This window comes from Mycobacterium hippophais, from assembly GCF_027529605.1.
Classification (GTDB): domain Bacteria; phylum Actinomycetota; class Actinomycetes; order Mycobacteriales; family Mycobacteriaceae; genus Mycobacterium; species Mycobacterium arseniciresistens.
In genome coordinates this window covers 210,644-229,713 of the sequence record NZ_JAPZPY010000003.1, presented here as the reverse complement: position 1 = coordinate 229,713, position 19,070 = coordinate 210,644, and the positions used below count along the sequence as shown (strand labels likewise).

General features: G+C 69.2%; 18 protein-coding genes. 7 read left to right on the top strand and 11 right to left on the bottom strand.

Translation table 11 applies throughout. From position 1 onward, the window contains the following. The first annotated feature begins 160 nt into the window (after nt 1–160). Nucleotides 161–625, top strand: a complete 465-nt coding sequence (locus O6P37_RS09670) for a tRNA (cytidine(34)-2'-O)-methyltransferase (protein ID WP_264014915.1) — start codon at nt 161–163, stop codon at nt 623–625. Nucleotides 626–633: 8 nt separating this feature from the next. Here the strand turns inward: O6P37_RS09670 and O6P37_RS09665 are convergent, their stop codons facing one another. Then, on the bottom strand, nt 634–1,275 hold the full coding sequence (locus O6P37_RS09665) for a nitroreductase family protein (RefSeq protein WP_269893848.1): 642 nt from the start codon (nt 1,273–1,275) through the stop codon (nt 634–636). A gap of 24 nt (nt 1,276–1,299) precedes the next feature. On the opposite strand from O6P37_RS09665, the gene O6P37_RS09660 reads away from it, so the two are divergent. Further along, nucleotides 1,300–1,713 (top strand): TIGR03667 family PPOX class F420-dependent oxidoreductase, encoded by a 414-nt coding sequence (locus O6P37_RS09660; protein WP_269893847.1) that lies wholly within the window; start codon nt 1,300–1,302, stop codon nt 1,711–1,713. Then, entirely contained in the window at nt 1,689–2,324 is a 636-nt protein-coding gene (locus O6P37_RS09655; protein ID WP_269893846.1) for a class I SAM-dependent methyltransferase, read from the top strand. The genes O6P37_RS09660 and O6P37_RS09655 overlap by 25 nt, the downstream gene beginning before the upstream one ends. Here the strand turns inward: O6P37_RS09655 and O6P37_RS09650 are convergent. Genes O6P37_RS09650 through O6P37_RS09625 form a run of 6 tightly spaced genes read right to left on the bottom strand, consistent with a single transcriptional unit; the run spans nt 2,314 to nt 8,143 of the window. Further along, nucleotides 2,314–3,093 carry a TauD/TfdA dioxygenase family protein gene (locus tag O6P37_RS09650; RefSeq protein ID WP_269893845.1) on the bottom strand — a complete coding sequence of 260 codons (780 nt, stop codon included), beginning with the start codon at nt 3,091–3,093 and terminating at the stop codon, nt 2,314–2,316. The genes O6P37_RS09655 and O6P37_RS09650 overlap by 11 nt on opposite strands. Beyond that, the gene (locus tag O6P37_RS09645; protein WP_269893844.1) at nt 3,081–4,118 is read right to left on the bottom strand and encodes an ATP-binding protein; all 1,038 of its coding nucleotides are present in this window, start codon (nt 4,116–4,118) and stop codon (nt 3,081–3,083) included. Before O6P37_RS09645 ends, O6P37_RS09650 begins: the two co-directional genes overlap by 13 nt. Next, nucleotides 4,118–5,422, bottom strand: coding sequence for an ATP-grasp domain-containing protein (locus O6P37_RS09640; RefSeq protein WP_269893843.1), 1,305 nt, complete (start codon nt 5,420–5,422; stop codon nt 4,118–4,120). Before O6P37_RS09640 ends, O6P37_RS09645 begins: the two co-directional genes overlap by 1 nt. Next, the gene (locus O6P37_RS09635) at nt 5,419–6,252 is read right to left on the bottom strand and encodes an O-methyltransferase (protein ID WP_269893842.1); all 834 of its coding nucleotides are present in this window, start codon (nt 6,250–6,252) and stop codon (nt 5,419–5,421) included. The genes O6P37_RS09640 and O6P37_RS09635 overlap by 4 nt, the downstream gene beginning before the upstream one ends. Further along, the gene (locus tag O6P37_RS09630; protein WP_269893841.1) at nt 6,249–7,466 is read right to left on the bottom strand and encodes a sedoheptulose 7-phosphate cyclase; all 1,218 of its coding nucleotides are present in this window, start codon (nt 7,464–7,466) and stop codon (nt 6,249–6,251) included. The genes O6P37_RS09635 and O6P37_RS09630 overlap by 4 nt, the downstream gene beginning before the upstream one ends. Then, entirely contained in the window at nt 7,463–8,143 is a 681-nt protein-coding gene (locus O6P37_RS09625; RefSeq protein ID WP_269893840.1) for an HAD family hydrolase, read from the bottom strand. The genes O6P37_RS09630 and O6P37_RS09625 overlap by 4 nt, the downstream gene beginning before the upstream one ends. A gap of 162 nt (nt 8,144–8,305) precedes the next feature. On the opposite strand from O6P37_RS09625, the gene O6P37_RS09620 reads away from it, so the two are divergent. Beyond that, nucleotides 8,306–8,920, top strand: coding sequence for a TetR/AcrR family transcriptional regulator (locus tag O6P37_RS09620; RefSeq protein WP_269893839.1), 615 nt, complete (start codon nt 8,306–8,308; stop codon nt 8,918–8,920). A gap of 4 nt (nt 8,921–8,924) precedes the next feature. Here the strand turns inward: O6P37_RS09620 and O6P37_RS09615 are convergent, their stop codons facing one another. After that, nucleotides 8,925–12,218, bottom strand: coding sequence for an error-prone DNA polymerase (locus O6P37_RS09615; RefSeq protein WP_269893838.1), 3,294 nt, complete (start codon nt 12,216–12,218; stop codon nt 8,925–8,927). Nucleotides 12,219–12,335: 117 nt separating this feature from the next. Here O6P37_RS09615 and O6P37_RS09610 point away from each other — a divergent pair, with 117 nt between their 5' ends. Further along, nucleotides 12,336–13,112 carry a bestrophin-like domain gene (locus O6P37_RS09610; protein ID WP_269893837.1) on the top strand — a complete coding sequence of 259 codons (777 nt, stop codon included), beginning with the start codon at nt 12,336–12,338 and terminating at the stop codon, nt 13,110–13,112. Nucleotides 13,113–13,134: 22 nt separating this feature from the next. Here O6P37_RS09610 and O6P37_RS09605 read toward each other — a convergent pair whose 3' ends face one another. The 3 genes from O6P37_RS09605 to O6P37_RS09595 all read right to left on the bottom strand — a co-directional run bounded on the left by O6P37_RS09605 (nt 13,135) and on the right by O6P37_RS09595 (nt 16,530). After that, the gene (locus O6P37_RS09605; protein WP_269893836.1) at nt 13,135–14,670 is read right to left on the bottom strand and encodes an APC family permease; all 1,536 of its coding nucleotides are present in this window, start codon (nt 14,668–14,670) and stop codon (nt 13,135–13,137) included. Next, nucleotides 14,667–15,554 (bottom strand): universal stress protein, encoded by an 888-nt coding sequence (locus O6P37_RS09600; RefSeq protein ID WP_269893835.1) that lies wholly within the window; start codon nt 15,552–15,554, stop codon nt 14,667–14,669. Before O6P37_RS09600 ends, O6P37_RS09605 begins: the two co-directional genes overlap by 4 nt. Nucleotides 15,555–15,660: 106 nt before the next feature. Next, complete coding sequence (locus O6P37_RS09595) at nt 15,661–16,530, bottom strand: MaoC family dehydratase (RefSeq protein WP_269893834.1); 870 nt, start codon at nt 16,528–16,530, stop codon at nt 15,661–15,663. Nucleotides 16,531–16,612: 82 nt separating this feature from the next. Here O6P37_RS09595 and O6P37_RS09590 point away from each other — a divergent pair, with 82 nt between their 5' ends. Next, nucleotides 16,613–17,038, top strand: a complete 426-nt coding sequence (locus O6P37_RS09590) for a MarR family winged helix-turn-helix transcriptional regulator (protein ID WP_269893833.1) — start codon at nt 16,613–16,615, stop codon at nt 17,036–17,038. A 32-nt stretch (nt 17,039–17,070) separates the two neighbouring features. After that, nucleotides 17,071–19,068, top strand: coding sequence for an SDR family oxidoreductase (locus O6P37_RS09585; RefSeq protein ID WP_269893832.1), 1,998 nt, complete (start codon nt 17,071–17,073; stop codon nt 19,066–19,068). Nucleotides 19,069–19,070 lie beyond the last annotated feature (2 nt).

Below are 19,070 nucleotides of genomic sequence, written 5' to 3'. Positions count from 1 at the left end.
CCTGGATGCGCCTGGCAATTGCACGAGTATGACAGCCACTCGCGGGCGATTCCACAATTCTTACTGAACAGACAGAGTTCACAACGGTCCTTCAGTGTCGCCTCGTGGTACACGAGCAAACAGTTTCGGCCACCGGCGATTCAGCTGCGATCATCATCGGATGTTCCGGGTGATGTTCTACTCACCGCGGATCGCGCCGAACACCGGCAACGCGATTCGCATGGTGGCGGCGACGGGTTGTGAGCTCCACCTCGTCGAACCGTTGGGTTTTGATCTGACCGAACCGAAGCTGCGCCGCGCCGGACTGGACTACCACGACCTCGCGTCGGTCACCGTGCACCCGAATCTGCCTGCGGCGTGGGCAGCCCTGGCTCCGAAAGCCGTGTACGCGTTCACCGCGCACGCGCGGACGCCGTTCGGTGAGATCGGCTACCGCCCCGGCGACGTGCTGATGTTCGGTCCGGAACCGACCGGCCTGGACGACGAGACGCTGGCGGACCCGCACATCACCGCGACGGTGCGCATCCCGATGCTCGACGGCCGGCGGTCACTGAATCTGTCGAACGCCGCCGCGGTGGCGGTGTACGAGGCATGGCGCCAGCAAGGTTTCACCGGCGCGGTGTGACGACCGGCCTACCAGGTGTCCCAGTGCGTCAGCTGCTCGGCGGGCAGCCGCTTGGCGGGCTTGAAGTCCGTGCCCTTGGTGTAGGCGATGGGGAACAGCCCGCCCTGGGCGTACCTGTCGAAGGGGATGCCGAGCAGCTCGGCGGCCTGCTTCTCGCCGTCGCCCATCAGGTGCAGCGAGGTCCACGCCGACCCAAGGCCGCGGGACCGCAGCGCGAGCATGAAGCTCCACACCGCGGGCATCAGCGATCCCCAGTACCCCGCGCTCATCGACGCGGGTGCGCCGTCGGGCCTGCCCTCCAGGCACGGGATCAGCATCACCGGTACCTCGTGCAGGTGGTCGTTGAGGAACTTCGCCGAGTCGACGACCTTCGGCGTGCGCTCGTCGCGGCTGTCGCCGTAGGAGGGCTTCGGGGCGTTCAGGTACGGCGTCGCGTTGGTGCGGTAGATGTCGGCGAGCGCCTTCTTCTTCGCCGCGTCCTCGACGAACACCCACTGCCAGCCCTGCGCATTGGAGCCCGTCGGCGCCTGCAGCGCGATCTCCAGACACTCCATCAGCACGTCCCGCGGCACCGGCTTCTCGAGGTCCAGGCGCTTGCGCACCGAACGGGTGGTGGTGAGGACTTCGTCGGCAGACAGGTTCAAGTTCATCTCCGCGAGACTACATTCGCTCCCATGGCAGTCGACTTGACGCAAGAGGTTTCCGGCAGGCTCGAAGCAGACCACTTCGGGTGGCTCACCACGGTTGCGAAGTCGGGGCAGCCGGTGCCGCGGCTGGTGTGGTTCTACTTCGACGGCACCGACATCGTCGTCTACACCATGGGGCAGGCGGCCAAGGTGCGCCACGTCGAGAACCACCCGCAGGTCAGCCTCAACCTCGACTCCGACGGCAGTGGCGGGGGCATCGTCGTCATCGGCGGCGAGGCCACCGTCGACGCCACCGACGCCGACCCTCGCGAGGATGCGCCGTACTGGGCCAAGTACTCCGCTGACGCCGAGACGATCGGCATCGCCGACGCGATGGCCTCCTACGGCACCCGGCTGCGGATCCGCATCGACAAGGTGTGGACCACGCCGACGGCGGGGTGAGCGTGCACAACGCATCTGATTTCGAGCGGCCCGTCAGCACCTGGCAGGACATCCCCGGCTGGTTCACTTGGCGCGGCGGCCAGGAGGAGGCGGTGGCCCATTTCGGCGACGGCAGCCGCTTCGTCGAGGTGGGCTGCTACCTGGGCAAGAGCCTGTGCTCGCTGGCCGAGGTGGTGCGTGGGAGCGGTCGCGACATCGCGGTCACCGGTGTGGACACCGGCCGTGGCAGCGGCCCGGAGGGTGTCAGCGAGATCAACGCTCACGGCGCCGCGGTGGAGTTCGGCGGCGGGACCTTCGCCGGACTGCTGCACCGCAACCTGATCGCCTGCGGCGCAGCTGATCTGGTACAGCTGCTGATCACCGACTCGGTGGCGGCCGCCGCGCTGTTCGCCGACGAGTCGCTGGCCTGGGTGCACCTCGACGCCCGGCACGACTACGACAGCGTGCGGGCCGACATCGCGGCGTGGCTGCCCAAGGTGCGCCCCGGCGGCTGGCTGTCCGGCGACGACTACAACCGGGATTGGTTCCCCGGCGTGGTCGACGCGGTCGGCGACACACTGCCCGGGGCCGAGGTCTGGTGCTCGACGCAGTGGCGGTGGCTCAAGCCCTGACAGAGTCGGCGACCATGCCACGGTGCATCACCCGGTCGCCGTCGACGCCGTCGTGGTCCGCCCGGTGCATCACGCACCGGTTGTCCCACATCACCACGTCGCCGGGCCGCCACCGGTGGCGCAGCACGTTGTCCTCGCGGGTGGAGTGTGCGACGAGCATCGACACCACCCGGGCCGCCCGGTCCGCGGACAGGCCGCTCACCGCCGCACACCGCTTCGGTGTCGACAGGTACAGCGCGGTGCGGCCCGACAACGGATGGGTCAGCGCCACCGGGTGAGCGGCCGAGGTCTCCTCGTCGTCACCGAGATCGAGCCCCGTGACGACGTGGGTGATGCTGCGGCCCTGCAAATCCCCGCGGACATGGGCAGGCAGCGTCTCCCACGCCCGGTACTGGTTCGTGAACAGGGTGTGCCCCCCGTGCCGCGGGACGTCGACGGCGCGCAGCGCGGTGTAGGCGGGCGGACGGCGCACGTAGCTGGTGTCGACGTGGAAGTTCGACCGCGGCGGCGTTGTCCGCCCGACATTGCTGATCACGTTCAGGTCGGCGAATCCAGGTACCGGCGTCTCCCCGGCCGTGAACATCAAGTCGCCGAAACCCCGTAGGAACGCCAGGAACCCGGAGTCGTCGACGCACTGGCCGGACATGATCACGACGCCATGGCGGGCGAGCACCTGCCGCAGGCGGCCGACGTTCGCGTCGTCCAGCGCCCCGACCCGCAGGCCCTCCACCCGCGCGCCGACCGGCGCCAGTTGCCTCACCTCGAACACGACGCCGATCCGATCTCGGCTTCCCGCAGCACATGTGCGAACAGATCGGCCACCTCGCAGCCGTCGGCCGCCGCCATCATGGCGATGACGCTCGACTCGGCGAACGAGCAGTACAGGCCTGCCTCGAGGAACCATGCTTCGCCGTCGGGGTCGATGCGGAAGTCGAAGAGGCCGTAGTGCCGGCATCCCAACGCCCGATAGCAGGACCGGGCTGCGGTCCAGACCCGTTGCGTCACTGGGTCGTCGGGCGCGACGATCCACGCCCGGCTGACGTCCTTGGCCACCAGGAACAGTTCACCGTCGGCGCCGCGGGCCAGCTTGTCCCCCGCCGTGCGGATCGGCTTACTCGACGGATCCACCGCATACTCCTCGAGCGGCAGGCACCACAGTTCGCCGTCGCGCTCCACCACACCGCAGCGCACCTCGCGACCCAGCTCCACGTAGGACTCGACGAGTACGCCGGAGCCGTGCGCCGTCGCCGCGTCGACCGCGGCGGAGAATTCCGCATCGTCATGCACCAGGCTGACCCCCGCCGAATTGTCGGCGGCGGCAGGCTTCACCACCACCGGCAGCGGAATCTGCAGTGCCTCGCCGGGTTCCAAGGTCTGCGCGTCCGGCACCGAAACCCCGGCGGCCGCGACGACCGCCCTGGCCTTGGTCTTGTCGGCCGTCATCGCCATCACCTCGGGCCGGTTCCCCAGATACGGCAGCCCGAGCAGGTCGAGCAGCGCCCGGAAGGTGGTCATGCCTGGACGGCAGAACATCTGCGGCACCACCACGTCGATGGGCATGTCGCTCAGCCGGTCGACGGCCGCCGCGATGCTGTACGACTCCGCGGCGGCGATACTCCCGGTCTCTAGAGTGGCGGGAAAGCACCACTTTCCGCCCGGCGCGACGTAGGCGATCTGATGGCGGTACCGGTGCGGCGCGTCGAGTGCGGCGAGGCAGTCGCGGGCGTACAGCCGGGACAGGTCGGCGTGGAACTCGTCGACCGGCGAGCCGACGAGGTGCAGCACCGAGATCATCAGTCGCCTCCTGCCTCGACGAGCTTGCCGATGTTGAAGTCGATGCGGCTCCACCCCCGGCCGCTGCGCAGGTTGGCCAGCAGCAGCGAGGGAATCTGTAGGTGGTGAACCATCAGGTAGGGCAACGGGTCCCAACGGGAGAAGATCGCGTCACGGCCCCGCAGCATCGTCGTCAGTCCGCCGTGCCCGGTCAGCAGGCGCCACAGCTCGTGATAGGCCCAGTAGGTCGCCCGCGACTCGGCGGCCGGAGTGATCTCGACGTGCTGGGCGTCGAGGTACGCGCCGGCGACGCGGGGATCGTCGCCGAACACGGTGATCGCCGAATGCGTCCGCGGATTGCACTCGATCGCGTATGGCGTGCCGTCCGCGGCCTCGATGAAGTCGAACGACACCTGGCCGGTCAACTCGAGGCTCTTGACGAGATGTTCGACCCAGTGCCGGATCCGCGGCTTGTCGACGTGTGCGTAGTTGACCTGGAACGCCGACGACTCGCAACAGCAGTAGACGCGCAGGGCGCCGTCGCGCACGGTGGCGTGGGTGCAGTACTCGCGGCCGGGGATGAATTCTTGCAGGATCCACGGGTCGTCCGCGGAGATGGCCAGTGAGCGGGCGTATGCCGCGTTGCGCTCGGGTGTCTCGCGGGTCAGCGGGGTGAGATCGGTCCGTCCGACGGGGTGATAGGCGATCCGCTTGAGGATGTACGTCCTGCCCACAGGAAAGTCGAACTCCTCGACCTGCCGCGCATCGGTGATGCGGTGGGTGTCGGGCACGCTCAGGCCGAGAGACGATGCGACTCTGGAGAATTCGGACTTGTCGTCGAGCGCGGCGACGGTGTCGGCGTGACCGTGCACCACGTCGCACACGCCGTCGAGCAGTGACCGTGCCCGCGCGTCGGGCACGCTGGCCGCCGGGCTCGACACCGGCACGACGACGTCGACCCGCTCCCGGCGGACGATGTCGAGCAGCGCCTGGGCGTAGCCGGGATCCGACGGCTCCGGAACGGAGTGGAAGGCGTCGACGGCCGTGGAGAAGCGGTGACCGGTCCAGCGGTACTTCGCCGACTCCACCAGCACCACCCGGTGCCCGGCGAGGTGGAACGACCTCGCCAGCTGCAGCGCCTTGGTCATCTTTCCACCCGTGAGCAGCACGGTCCGCACCGCAACGGGTCCCGGCAGGCGGGCCGGCGGCGGACGGCGACGCACCAGCGTCAGTCCGACGACGGCGACGTCGACCGGCAGCGTGGCGCACAGTGCGGCCAGGGCCGCCACTGTGCGTCCCGTGTGCGCCCGTGCCGTGACCGTCACCAGTCGTCGGCCCGGCGGATGAGGGTGAGCCCGTCGCGGACGGGCAGTAGCACCTGCTCGACGCGTGGATCGGCGGCCACAGCGGCGTTGAAGGACGCGATCGCCGCGCCGTTGGCCGTCGGCTCACCGCTGACCGCGTACGGCTGACCCTGCATCAGCGTGTTGTCGACGGCGATCACCGCGCCGGGCGCCAGCAGGTCCGAGTCGAGCAGAACCTCGAGATAGCCCAGGTATCCGGCCTTGTCGGCGTCGATGAACACCAGGTCGAATGCCTGCAGCTCATCGTGGCGGGCGCGTTCGGCGAGCATGCCCAGCGTCTCCATCGCCGGCGCCACGGCGACGGTGATCTTCTTGCCCGACGGGGACGCGGCGAAACACTGCCGCGCGAACTTCGCTGCGTGGCGGTCGATCTCGCAGGCGACGAGCACGCCGTCGGCGGGCAGCGCCTCGGCCATGGCGAGCGCCGAGTAGCCGGTGAACATCCCGATCTCGAGCACCCGGGTGGCGCGCGTCATGTGCACCAAGAACTTCAGCGCCTGACCCTCGACGTGGCCGGAGAGCATCTCGGCCTCGAGCCCGTCGGTCCAGTACGCCCCCTGGGTGCGGCGGGCGAGTTCGGCCAGCGCGGGCGACTCGGGGGTGGTGCACCGGTCGAGATAGGGATCCAGCCCGGCGGCGAGATCACGGGCCCGGGCCAGCCTCGTCAGCGTCTCGGCGTCGACGTCGGGTGTGGTCTGCAGCCGTCGCCAGACCTCGTCGAGCTCCGCGGCCAGGATGGTCGACGGAGTCACCGCCCGGGGCAGGCGCCGCTGCTCGAACTGCACGCTCATGACACCACCTCCGCAGCGGTGAACATCTCGATCCCTTCACCGCCACGGTCGAGCTCGATGCACAGCTTCTTGTGCAGTGTCAGCGTGTCGGACAGCTCCTCGACCGAGACGTCGTTGAGGAAGCGGCAGCACCCGATCGGGTCGGGGATCGCCGCCCGCAGGGTGCCGTCGCGGGTCTTGAGGATCGAGCTGGTCGCCTGCTCCAGCAGTTCCGGGGTCAGGTGATCGCTGTCCAGCGCGAGCCCCAGTCCGCTCATCACCGCCAGCACGCGGTCCCGATCGGCGGGCGTCAGGTGGCCGCGTCGCTCCGCGAGGGTGACCGACAGCGCCATGTCGATGTTGATGGCGTGCCCGTGGAAGAACGGCACCGGCGGAGCGAGTTCGAGCGTCGGGCTCCACGTGTGACCGAAGGCGATGACCCGGTCCAGGTCGATCTCGTGCAGGTTGGGCGCCTCGAGCTCCAGCATGGTCGCGATGGCCTGGTAGGTCAGCCGGTCGCCGACCCGGCGGAGTTCCTGTGTGCCGTCGAGGTGGCCGAATCTGGTGGAAAGCAGTGCCGGGCCGTGCTCTTCGAGCATCTGGAAGATCTCGGCGTTGCCGACCACGGCGATCTTGATGAGTTCGGCCATGCCGTTGCGCACCTGGTCGGCCGGCAGGGTCTTCAGGAAGGAGAAGTCGAGGAACACCCGCTGGGAAGCGTGATAGGCGCCCAACCGGTTCTTGTGCTTGCCGTAGTTGACGGCGACCTTGATCGACACGCTGGCGTCGATCAGACCGATCAGCGTGGTGGGGATGCGGATGTACGGGGTGTTGCGCCGGTAGCTGGCGCAGGCGAAGCCGGCGACGTCGGTGGTCAGCCCGCCGCCGACGACCAGCACCGGTTCCGTGCGGACCAGTCCGAAGGCGTCGAACTCGCCGACGATGCGCTCGAAGGTCTCCAGCGACTTGGCCGTCTCGCGGATCTGCACGGGAACCACCGTCAGCGCGATGCCGTGATGGTCGAAGTAGTGGTGGATCGCCTCGCGGTAGAGCGCGTAGACGGTCTCGTCGATCACCATCAGGGCGCGGCCGTAGGGCCGGTAGCACTCGGCGAGATCGGGGCGGTCGACGTCGAAGACGCCGTCGACGTAGAGCAGGTCGTATTCGATCTTCTCGTAACCCTCGACGTGAAAGGCCTTCTCGGAGGCCGAGACCCGGGCGGTCATGTCGCTCATTCCGTGAACCCCTCGCTGACGGCCAGCGAGACGACCCGGCGCTGGTCGAGATTGTTGACCGTCTCGGCCGCCGAGCCGAAGTCGGCGCCCTCGGTGTTCTCGTTCGGGAAGGCGATGCACGTCACCCCGGCGGCCGTCGCGGCCTTCACCCCGCCGGCGTTGTCCTCGATCGCGACCGACTTGGCGGCGTCCTCGCCGAGTTGTTCGAGCGCCCAGAGATAGCACGCTGCATCGGGTTTCGGTGTGTCGACGGCATCGCTGTCGACGATCAGGTCGAAGGGATCCGCGCCGAGGTGCGGTTCGAGCGCCGACAGCAGCGCGGTGATGTTGGCCCGCGACGTGGTGGTGACGAAGCCGAGCTTCACGCCCTTGGCCTTGGCGGCGTCGATGACGTCGGCCACTCCAGGCCGCGGGGCCAGGCCGGAGTCGGCCACCAGGCGCTGGAAGATCTCCGACTTGGTGGCGTGCACGGCGGCGGCGTCGACCTCGTCGCCGACGGCCTTGGCGTACTCGTCGATCCGGTCGGCGCCGCCGTTGGCGCCGAGCATCTCGCGGTAATCATCCTGCGACCAGTTCCAGTCGAGTCCGTGGTCCTCGAACGCGCCGTTGAAGGCCCGGCGTTGCAGCTCCGAGGTGTCAGCAACCGTACTGATGGAGCCGAAGAGAATGGCGGCCATGAAAGATCCTTCCTGGTCGGCGGCGAAAACGCTCAACACGAGCACGCCGCGCACATTGGGGAGACAGCTATCGGCGTCGCGGACGCCCGCTTCTCGACACCCCGCGATGACAACCAATCTGACCGTTCACTACTGAACAGCTCGTCCATTACTTCACACTTGATGCACTATTGGAAGAGTTGTCCATCAGATAATTTCTGTCGGATCCATGACGCGGATGAGGGAGGTGATCGCACGGGGATTGAGGACGCACGCATCGGCCGCACCCGCGCCGATGTCTCCCGCGCGGCACTCGACGTGCTGATCGGCGAAGGTTGGGAGCAAGTGACCCATGCCCGGGTGGCAGAGGCGGCCGGCTACTCCAAGTCGACGCTGTACACCCACTGGCCGTCGCGGTACGACCTCATCGCCACGGCGATCGACTCGCTCGGGGACATGCCCCACCACGAGCCCACCGGAGAACTGCGGGCCGACATCGTCGGCGAGCTGACGGTGTTCCGGCAGGCCATCCGCGAACTGCGGCTGGACCACATCCTGGCCGGGATGGCGCAGTCGTCGTCGGTCGACGACGTGGCGGCGCTGCGGGAACGGGTCAACTCGGCGGGCCAGCGCAACCTGCGCGACATGCTGGCTCAGCGATTCGACGGCGCCGACCTCGAGGCGGCGGTGTCGATGCTCACCGGTGTCGTCGCCTGCCCGTCACTGATGTTCGGCCACCTGCCCGAGGACGAGGTGATCGCCGCCGCGGTGGACATCGTGCTGGGGCACAAGAGCTAGCCGCTCAGCGGAAGTCCCTCGACTTCGACACCACCCGCAGGTCGAGCTTCTCCAGCCGGTCGGCCACCACGGTCACCGCGCCGGTGGCGTTCTGCACGATGCCGCGGATGACCATCGCCGGAGCGGTCTGCGCCAGCCGACGGTGCCGCGCCCACACCCCGGGTGCGCACAGCACGTTGACCATCCCGGTCTCGTCCTCGAGGTTGACGAACGTCACGCCCTGCGCCGTCGCAGGCCGCTGCCGGTGGGTCACCGCGCCCGCGACCAGCACCCGGCTGCCGTCCCGCACGCCGAGCAGCTTGTCGGCCGGGACGACCCCCATCGCGTCGAGGTGCTCACGCAGGTACTGGGTGGGATAGCTGTCCGGGGAGACGCCCGTGGCCCACACGTCGGCCGCCGTCAGCTCCAGCTCACTCATCCCCGGCAGCGACGGCACATGCGACGACGAGCCGACACCCGGCAGCCGGTCGGGCCGTTCGGCGGCGGCCGCCCCCGCCGCCCACAGCCCCTCGCGGCGGGTGATGTCGAAGCAGCCCAGCGCCCCCGCCGTCGCCAGCGCCTCGGTCTGCGGCACCGACAGCTGCACCCGCCCGGTCAGATCGAGCAGATCGATGAAGGGGCCGTTGGCTTTCCGCTCGTCGACGATGCGCTCGGCGAGCTCATCGCCGATGTGGCGGACACTGCCCAGACCCAGCCTGACGTCGAGCCCGCTGTTCTCCAGGGTGGCGTGCGCCAGGCTCGCGTTGACATCGGGGCCGTGCACGGTGACCCCGTGCCGCCGGGCGTCGGCCACCAGCGACTGCGGCGAATAGAACCCCATCGGCTGGGCACGCAGCAGCGCGGCGCAGAACGCCGCCGGATGGTGCAGCTTGAACCACGAGGAGTAGAACACCAGCGACGCGAACGACAGCGAATGGCTCTCCGGGAAACCGAAATTGGCAAACGCCTCGAGCTTCTCATAGATCCGGTCGGCGACGTCACCGGTGATGCCGTGCCGGTTGCGCATCCCGTCGTAGAAGCGGCCACGCAGCCTGCGCATCTTCTCGGTGGAGCGCTTCGAGCCCATCGCGCGGCGCAGCTGGTCGGCCTCCGCGGCGGTGAAGCCCGCACAGTCGACGGCCAGTTGCATCAGCTGCTCCTGGAACAGTGGCACGCCGAGCGTCTTCCGCAGGGCGGGCTCCATCGACGGGTGGTCGTAGGTGACCGGCTCCTCGCCGTTGCGCCGCTTGATGTACGGGTGAACCGACCCACCCTGGATCGGTCCTGGCCGGATCAGCGCCACCTCGACCACCAAGTCGTAGAACAGCCGCGGCTTCAGCCGGGGCAGGGTGGCCATCTGGGCGCGCGACTCCACCTGGAACACGCCGACCGAGTCGGCCCGCTGCAGCATCTCGTACACAGCGGGCTCGGAGAGGTCGAGCTGGGCCAGGTCCACGTCGATGTCCTTGTGCTCGGCGACCAGGTCGATGCAGTAGTGCAGCGCCGAGAGCATCCCGAGTCCGAGCATGTCGAACTTCACCAGACCGATTGCGGCACAGTCGTCCTTGTCCCACTGCAACACGCTGCGGTTCTCCATGCGGGCCCACTCCACCGGGCACACGTCGGCGATCGGCCGGTCGCAGATCACCATGCCCCCGGAGTGGATGCCCATGTGCCGCGGCAGGTTGGAGATCTGCTGGGCCAGGTCGATCACCTGCTCGGGGATGCCCTCGACGTGTTTGGTGTCCGCGAGCTTGCCCCACTGCCCGAACTGCTTGCTCCAGGCGTCCTGCTGCCCCTGGGAGAAGCCGAGCGCACGGGCCATGTCGCGCACGGCGCTGCGCCCGCGGTAGGTGATGACGTTGGCGACCTGGGCGGCGTAGTCGCGGCCGTAGCGTTGGTAGACGTACTGGATGGCCTGCTCGCGCAGGTCGGACTCGATGTCGATGTCGATGTCGGGCGGCCCGTCCCGCGCCGGGGACAGGAACCGCTCGAACAGCAATTCGTTGGCAACCGGGTCGACGTTGGTGACGCCGAGGGCGTAACAGACCGCGGAGTTGGCCGCCGACCCGCGGCCCTGGGCCAGGATGCCGTTCTCCCGGCAGAACCGGGTGATGTCGTGCACCACAAGGAAATAGCCGGGGAAGGAAAGCTCTTCGATGACCCTCAGTTCGTGCTCGATCTGGTGGTAGGCCAGCGGCGCGCGCTCCGGCGGACCGTACCGGTCGCGGGCGCCGGTCATCACCAGATGCCGCAGCCAGCTGTCCTCGGTGTGCCCCGGTGGGACGTCGAACGGCGGGAGCTGCGGGGCGATCAGCGTCAGCCCGAACGCGCACTGCTCGCCGAGGTCGGCGGCGGCCCGGACCGCTTCCGGGCTGTGCGCGAATAGCCGCGCCATCTCCTCACCCGACCGCAGGTGCGATCCGCCGAGCGGCGCCAGCCAACCCGCGGCGTCATCGATCGAGTTGCGGGCCCGGATCGCCCCCATCGCCATGGCCAGCCGCCCCCGCGACGGCTCGGCGAAGTGCGCCGCGGTGGTGGCCACCACGCCGAGACCGTAGCGCGGCGCCAGCTCGAGCAGCGCGGCGTTGCGCTCGTCGTCGCGGGGATGGCCGTGGTGGGTGAGCTCGACGCTGACCCGGTCGCGGCCGAACCGGTCGACCAGGTCGGCGAGCGCCGCGCCGGCCGCCTCCGGACCACCCTGCGACAGTGCCTGCCGCACATGGCCTTTACGGCATCCGGTGAGGATGTGCCAGTGACCGCCGGCGGCCTCGGTGAGCGTGTCGTAGTCGTAGCGCGGCTTGCCCTTCTCCCCGCCCGCGAGGTGGGCCCTGGCGATCTCGCGCGACAACCGGCGATAGCCCTCGGGCCCGCGGGCCAGCACCAGCAGATGGGGGCCGGGCGGGTCGGGCACCTCGGTGCGGGCGGTGTTGCCCAGCGACAGTTCGGCGCCGAACACGGTCTGCACGCCGAGTTCGTGGGCGGCCTCGGCGAAGCGCACCACCCCGTAGAGCCCGTCGTGGTCGGTCAGTGCGATGGCGCGCAGATCCAGCCTGGCGGCCTCCTCGACGAGCTCCTCGGGCGTGCTGGCGCCGTCGAGGAAGCTGTACGCCGAGTGCGCGTGCAGTTCGGCGTACGGCACCGACGAGGCGATCCGGTTCTCCCCCACCGGCTCGTAGGCGCCGCGCCTGCTCGACCAGGCCGGACTGTCACCGCCGTCGCCGGTGGGCTCGGCCAACGGCGCACCGGCGCGGCGGGGCTTGCTGTTGAGCACCCGCTCCATCTCCGGCCAGTTCGACGGCCCGTCGTTCCACGCCACCTGACCAGTGTATCGAACGCCAGTTCGAACAGCTCGGTTGCGCTGACCGTCTGACCCGTCGCCGCCGCTGCGGTGTGTTTGCCGTCGCTCGGCCAACGTCCGTGGTCATAATCGGGTGTGATCTGGCTGCTGCAGATTCCTGCGCCGATTCTCGGTCTGCTGTGGGTCGGCGCCGTCGTCGGGTTCTCCGTCGGCGGACTCCTCGTGTTCCGCAAGGCCGTTTCCCACACCAGACTCGAGAACGCGAATGCGGTGTCCAGCACGGTGTTTCAGCTCGCCGGCGTCCTCTATGCCGTGCTCGTGGCGTTCGTCGTGGTAGTGGTGTGGGAGCAGTTCGGTGACGCCGAGGACGCCAGTGGCCTTGAGGCCAGTGCGATCGCCGATCTACTCCGAGACTCGGCTGCCCTGCCTGTGGAGTCCCGCGTAGCGGTGCAGCAGAGCCTCATCGCCTACACCCGGGACGTGATCGACGACGAGTTCCCGCGCATGCGTCGCGGCGAGACCATCGAGGAGCAGTCCGACGAACTGGCCGACGTCTGGGAGACCTACCTGACGGTGCAGCCGGAGAGCCGCAACGAGATCGCGTTCTTCGATCACGCGATCCTCCGGTTGAACGACCTCAGCGCCAACCGGAAGATGCGGGTGTCCACCGGCGAGGCGTCGGTCCCCGGCGAACTCTGGGTCCTGCTGCTGGGTGGTGGCGGCGTGGTGATGGCGTTCACCTTCCTGTTCGGCACCCGCGATCTACTGATTCATGCGCTGGCAGTGGGGCTGACGGCGGCTCTGCTGGGATTCGTCATGTACCTTATCTTCGCGCTGGAGCACCCGTACGTCGGTGCGCTCTCGGTCGAGCCCGCCCCGTACGTGACGGTGCTGCAGGTGTGGTCGGAGTAGTCCCGACCCGGCGCTCGCCGCCCTAGCCGACGGGAGTGTCCACCGGCGCCGGGGTGTCGCGCCGCAGCGTCTGCCCCTGGAAGAACCCCGGGCTGCGCACCCGCCAGATCAGCATCAGCACGGCGCCGAACAGCAGGATGCCGAATCCCATGTAGAAGACCAGCCCGATGCCGCCGACCGAGGTGCCGCTGCCGTTCTCGGGATTCATGCTCTCGCGCACCGAGATCACGAACACCGCGGCGAGCACCAGCCCGCCGAGCAACGGGAACAGGAACTTGAAGACCGCGTTGTGCAGGTTGGCGAACAACTCACGGCGGAAATACCACACGCACGCGAACGCGGTGATGCCGTAGTACCAGCAGATCATGATGCCCAGCGCCGCAATGGTATCGAGGAGCACGCTCTCCGAGAGCAGGCTCACCACGGTGTAGAACACCCCGGTGACCACGCCGGCCACGACGGTGCTGAACACCGGCACCAGGAACCGCGGGTGCACCGAGGCGAACCGGTCAGGGAACGCGCGGTAGGCGCCCATCGCGAGCATCGCCCGCGCCGCCGGCAGGAACGTCGTCTGCAGGCTGGCCACCGACGAGGCGAAGATCGCCAGGAACAGCAACGGTCCGGCCCAGGTGCCGAGCACCGGGTCCGCGAGCGCGCCGAACACGTTGTCGGCGTTCTCCTCGTTGCCCAGCCCGAGGCCCTCGGCGCCGACGCCGGCGTACATCATCACCGCGACCGCGACGAGCAGGTAGGTCAGCAGGATCGACAGCACGCAGACGAGGCCCGCCCGTCCGGGGACCTTCGTCGGGTCCTTGGACTCCTCGCCCAGCGTCAGGCAGGTGTCCCAGCCCCAGAACGCGAAGATCGAACCGGTCACCCCGATCACGAACGCGCTCAACGCCAAACCGGTGAAGGGGTTGAACCAGTCCAGGTCGAAGGCCAGCCCCGCGGGCGCATCGCCGGCGCCCACATGCCAGAGCGCCGCGACCGCGAAGGCCAGCAGCACGATCATCTGGAAGCCGACCAGGATGTACTGGACCCGCTCGCTGGTGGTGATGCCGCGACTGGCGATGTAGGTGGCGATCGCGATGAACGCCAGTGTCGTGGCGATGTTGACCGCGGTGTTGCCCGCCAGGTCGGCGATCTCCGGACGGTTGAGGATCCGGGCGATGAAAAGGTAGAAGAACTCGACCGCGATCGCCGCGAGGTTCGACAGCACGATGATCGACGCCACGACCATCCCCCACCCGCACATCCACCCGACATAGGGGCCGAACGCCTTGGTGGACCACGTGAACGACGCACCGCAGTCCGGCGCGCGGGAATTCAGCTCCCGGTATGCGTAGGCCGTCAGGAACATCGGGATGAAGCCCGCGATGAAGATCGCGGGCATCTTCAGCCCGACCGCGGCCACGATCAGCCCGATGCTGGCCGTCAGCGTGTATCCGGGCGCGACGCAGGAGATGCCGAGCACCGCGCCCGATAGCGTCCCGATCTTGCCACTGGCCAGGCCCTTCGACACCAGGCCTGATTCGTCGTGCGCCACCGCCTCCGTCACGGCAGGTCCTCTTCACCGAGCTGGTCGCGGGGCACGACGACCATCGGCACGTCGAGCACGCGCAACATCTTGGCCGCCGTGGAACCGAGGAAGAGCCGCTTCGGTGCGCTGAGCCGGCTCGACCCCACCATGATGAGGTCGCCGTCGCGCCATTCCAGCTTGCTGACGGCGGTTTCCACCGACGGTCCGTCCACCACGGTCGACGTCACAGGAAAACTGTCGGGCAGCTCGCTTTTCGCCGTGTCCAGGGTCCGCGCCGCATGGTCGAGCGCTCGTCTGTGCACGGCGTCGGCGTCACCGCGCAGGGTGCCGAAGGTGGGGTCGAGTGCGACCAGCGACACCAGTCGCAGCGGCGTGCCTGCCGCCATACTGAATCGAACGGCGTTGTCCAGCAACAGATCGGCGCCTTCGCGCTCACCGATGGCGCATGTCACCTCGCGGACCCGCTCGATTCCGGAAAGGCGCGCTCCCCGCGGCGCCACGGCCACCGGCACCGGCGACGAGTGCAGCAGTTCGTTGACCACCGAGCCCAGCGAGAAGCTGCCGGCCAGGCCGCCGCCGGATCCGCCCACCACGAGCGCGTCCGCCTCGAGCCTGCCCGCCTCCCGGATGAGCCCGTCGGCGTACGAGGCGGAGAAGCTGACGTGCCCCTGGGTAACAACGTCATCGGGCACCGCCCCGAGCGCGCGGTCGAGCCACTCCGTGGCCTGCTCGGCGAGCAGGTCCTCGTAGCCACCGGTGGTCACCATCGCGGGCACACCCCGGTCGGGTGGCATCACGATGCAGGCGTGCACCTCGGCGCCGAGCGTCCGGCCCAGGCGCACACCGAGCGCCAGGGCGTCACCACCTCCGGGCGTTGCGAGAAAACCGACCACCAGTCTCACGACCACCACCGCCCGTTCGCGTCTCGTCCGACCGTCGTGATGATCCTGTCAACCGCGGCAGCGGTTGGCGACGGCTTCGGCGAAATCCGCGGCAGGGGGCGGTGGCTCAGTCGGTGTACTCGGCGGTGCCGTCCTCGAGCACCAGCCTGCTGTCCGCGCCGTCCGGAGCCGCGGCCTCGGTGCGGAACACCGCCCGGCCGGGGTCGGTGCGCCAGATCGAGGTGGTCAGCGTCTCGCCGGGGAACACCGGCGAGGTGAAGCGGGCGCCGACGGCGGTGATCTTCGTGGCGTCGCCGCCGCCGAGTGCGGCCACCAGCGCCCGGCCCGCGACGCCGTAGGTGCACAGGCCGTGCAGGATCGGCCGCGGGAAGCCGGCGAGCTCCTTGGCGAACCACGGATCGCTGTGCAGCGGATTGCGGTCACCGGTGAGCCGGTAGAGCAGCGCCTGGTCCTCGCGGGTGGGCAGGGCGATCTGCGCGTCGGGTGTGCGGTCAGGGATCTGCGGCGCCACCGGGCGCTCGCCGGGTTGGCCGCCGAAGCCGCCCTCGCCGCGGATGACGGCGGTGGACAGTGTCTCTGCGACGACCTGGCCGGTGTCCGGGTCGGTGCCGGTGCCCTTGAAGACCAGGATCGCGTTCTTGCCCTCACCCTTGTCCTGGATGTCGGCCACCTCGGACACCACGCTGAGCTTGCCGGCCGGCGGGAGCGGCGCGAACAGCCGGATCTGCTGGGACCCGTGCAGCAGCATGCCGAAGTTGAAGGTCCCGACTTCGCCGACCGCGCCCCACGCAGGGCTCGCGATGACGGCGTAGGTGGGCAGCACCTGCTGCTCGATGTCGTGGCTGTTCTCGGTGGTGAATGCCAGATCCGTGGTGCCCGCGCCCACTCCGAGCGCATACAGCAGGGTCTCGCGGTCGGTCCACTCGAGCAGTTGAGGTGCGGACTTCTTCCCCACGGCGGTCGGGTCGATCGGCATGGACACTCCCTTCTCGGCTGAGACGGACCATACCGGTAACGCAAAGACGGTTAGCAGGGCGAATAGTGGCTATGGAAGGCAGATGGTCGAGCCGAGCGGGCACTTGGCGATGAGTACGGTGCTCAGGTTGCACCGGTCGATGACGGCGGTGGTGGACCAGCAGCTCAAGTCCGGCTTCGCGCTGCGCCTCATCGACTACGAGATCCTCAAGGAGTTGCAGCAGGCCGACGGCGTGCGGCTGCTGGGCGAGGTGGCCCGCCGGCTCTCGGTGCACGCCACGACGGTGAGCATCGCCTGCGACCGCCTCGCCGAGCGCGGCCTGCTGACGCGCCAGCGCCACCCCACCGATCGCAGGGCCACGCTGGTCACGATCACCGGTGAGGGCCGGGCGGTCGCGGAGGGGGCGACGGCGGCGCTGTGCAGCGTCGGCTTCGGTGTCACCGCTGACGACGCACGCACCCTGACCGAGGCGTTGACGAGTCTGTACGGCAGCGTCACACCTTATTGACCTTTGCCGGGCCAGGGGTGACCATGGCTCGCATGCGCTATGTCGTTACCGGCGGTACCGGGTTCATTGGACGCCGGGTCGTGTCCGAGCTCATCGCCCGCGGCACCGCCGCGCAGGTGTGGGTGCTGGTCCGCCGCGAGTCGCTGTCCCGCTTCGAACGCCTCGCCGGCGAGTGGGGTGAGCAGGTCAAACCGCTGGTCGGCGACCTGACCGCGGCCGGCCTCGACCTGACCGAGGAAGCCGTCGCGGAGCTGGGCGAAGTCGACCACGTGGTGCACTGCGCCGCGGTGTACGACATCACCGCTGACGACGACGCCCAGCGGGCGGCCAACGTCGAGGGCACCCGCGCGGTGATCGAACTGGCCCGCCGCCTCGACGCCACGCTGCACCACGTGTCCTCGATCGCGGTGGCGGGCACCTATCGGGGCCAGTTCACCGAGGACGACTTCGACGTCGCGCAGGACCTCCCGACGCCGTACCACCAGACGAAGTTCGAGGCCGAACTGCTGGTGCGGTCGGCCCCCGGCCTGCGCTACCGGGTGTACCGGCCCGCCGTGGTGGTCGGCGACTCGCAAACCGGCGAGATGGACAAGATCGACGGCCCCTACTACTTCTTCGGTCTGCTGGCGAAGCTGTCTCGGCTGCCGAGCCTGACGCCGATCGCGCTGCCCGACACCGGCAGGACCAACATCGTCCCGGTCGACTACGTGGCACGGGCCCTGACGGAGTTGCTGCATGCCGAGGGCCGCGACGGCCAGACGTTCCACCTGACCGCACCCGGCACCATCGGGCTGCGCGGCATCTACCGGGGTGTCGCGAAGGCCGCGGGCCTGCCGCCGCTGCGCGGCACGCTGCCCCGGGTGACGGCCGCCCCGGTGCTCGGCGCGACCGGGCGGATGAAGGTGTGGCGCAACATGGCGGCCACCCAACTCGGTGTGCCCGCCGAGATCCTCGACGTCGTCGACCTGGCCCCCACGTTCACTGCGGACAACACCGCGGAGGCGTTGCGCGGCACCGGCATCGAGGTGCCCTCCTTCTCGTCGTACGCCCCGCAGCTGTGGCGGTACTGGGCGAAACACCTCAATCCCGACCGGGCCCGCCGCGACGATCCGGCCGGTCCGCTGGTGGGCAGGCATGTCGTCATCACCGGCGCCTCCAGCGGCATCGGCCGCGCCGCCGCCCTCGCGGTCGCCGCACGCGGCGCGACGGTGTTCGCGCTCGCCCGCAACGCCGAGGCGCTCGACGACCTGGTCGCCGAGATCCGGGCTGCAGGCGGTCAGGCGCACGCGTTCACCTGCGATGTCGCCGATTCTGCGTCGGTGGACGCGACCGTGAAGGACATCCTGGGCCGGTTCGACCACGTCGACTATCTGGTGAACAACGCCGGCCGCTCCATCCGCCGTTCGGTGGCCAACTCCACCGACCGCTTGCACGACTACGAGCGGGTGATGGCGGTCAACTACTTCGGGGCGGTGCGGATGGTGCTCGCGCTGCTTCCGCACTGGCAGGAGCGCCGGTTCGGTCACGTGGTCAACGTGTCCAGCGCGGGCGTGCAGGCCGCGAGCCCGAAGTACAGCGCCTACGTGCCCAGCAAGGCCGCGCTCGACGCGTTCGCCGACGTGGTGTCCACCGAGACGCTGTCCGATCACGTCACGTTCACCACGATCCACATGCCGCTGGTGAAGACCCCGATGATCGCGCCCTCGCGCAAGCTCAACCCGATGCCGCCGATCACGGCCGACCACGCCGCCGCGATGATCGTGCGGGCACTGATCGACAAGCCGGCGCGCATCGACACCCCGGTCGGCACCCTCGCCGACATCGGGATGTACTTCGCGCCCAAGCTTTCCCGCCGGGTGCTGCATCAGGTCTATCTGGGTTATCCGGACTCGGCCGCCGCCAGGGGCGTCAGCGCCGATACGACCACGGCGCGCCGGCCTGCGCGCCCGTCCCGCCCGGCCGCGTCGCCGATCAGGATGCCGCGGCCGGTCAAGCGCATGGTGCGACTCGTCCCCGGCGTGCACTGGTAACG

Bases quoted from the DNA above. Each gene is read 5' to 3' on its own strand.
- O6P37_RS09645 (WP_269893844.1), bottom strand. From the start codon at position 4,118: ATGATCTCGGTGCTGCACCTCGTCGGCTCGCCGGTCGACGAGTTCCAC.
- O6P37_RS09625 (WP_269893840.1), bottom strand. From the start codon at position 8,143: ATGGCCGCCATTCTCTTCGGCTCCATCAGTACGGTTGCTGACACCTCG.
- O6P37_RS09635 (WP_269893842.1), bottom strand. From the start codon at position 6,252: ATGAGCGTGCAGTTCGAGCAGCGGCGCCTGCCCCGGGCGGTGACTCCG.
- O6P37_RS09590 (WP_269893833.1), top strand. From the start codon at position 16,613: ATGGTCGAGCCGAGCGGGCACTTGGCGATGAGTACGGTGCTCAGGTTG.
- O6P37_RS09665 (WP_269893848.1), bottom strand. From the start codon at position 1,275: ATGAACTTGAACCTGTCTGCCGACGAAGTCCTCACCACCACCCGTTCG.
- O6P37_RS09595 (WP_269893834.1), bottom strand. From the start codon at position 16,530: ATGCCGATCGACCCGACCGCCGTGGGGAAGAAGTCCGCACCTCAACTG.
- O6P37_RS09620 (WP_269893839.1), top strand. From the start codon at position 8,306: ATGCACTATTGGAAGAGTTGTCCATCAGATAATTTCTGTCGGATCCAT.
- O6P37_RS09660 (WP_269893847.1), top strand. From the start codon at position 1,300: ATGGCAGTCGACTTGACGCAAGAGGTTTCCGGCAGGCTCGAAGCAGAC.
- O6P37_RS09670 (WP_264014915.1), top strand. From the start codon at position 161: ATGTTCCGGGTGATGTTCTACTCACCGCGGATCGCGCCGAACACCGGC.
- O6P37_RS09630 (WP_269893841.1), bottom strand. From the start codon at position 7,466: ATGAGCGACATGACCGCCCGGGTCTCGGCCTCCGAGAAGGCCTTTCAC.
- O6P37_RS09585 (WP_269893832.1), top strand. From the start codon at position 17,071: ATGCGCTATGTCGTTACCGGCGGTACCGGGTTCATTGGACGCCGGGTC.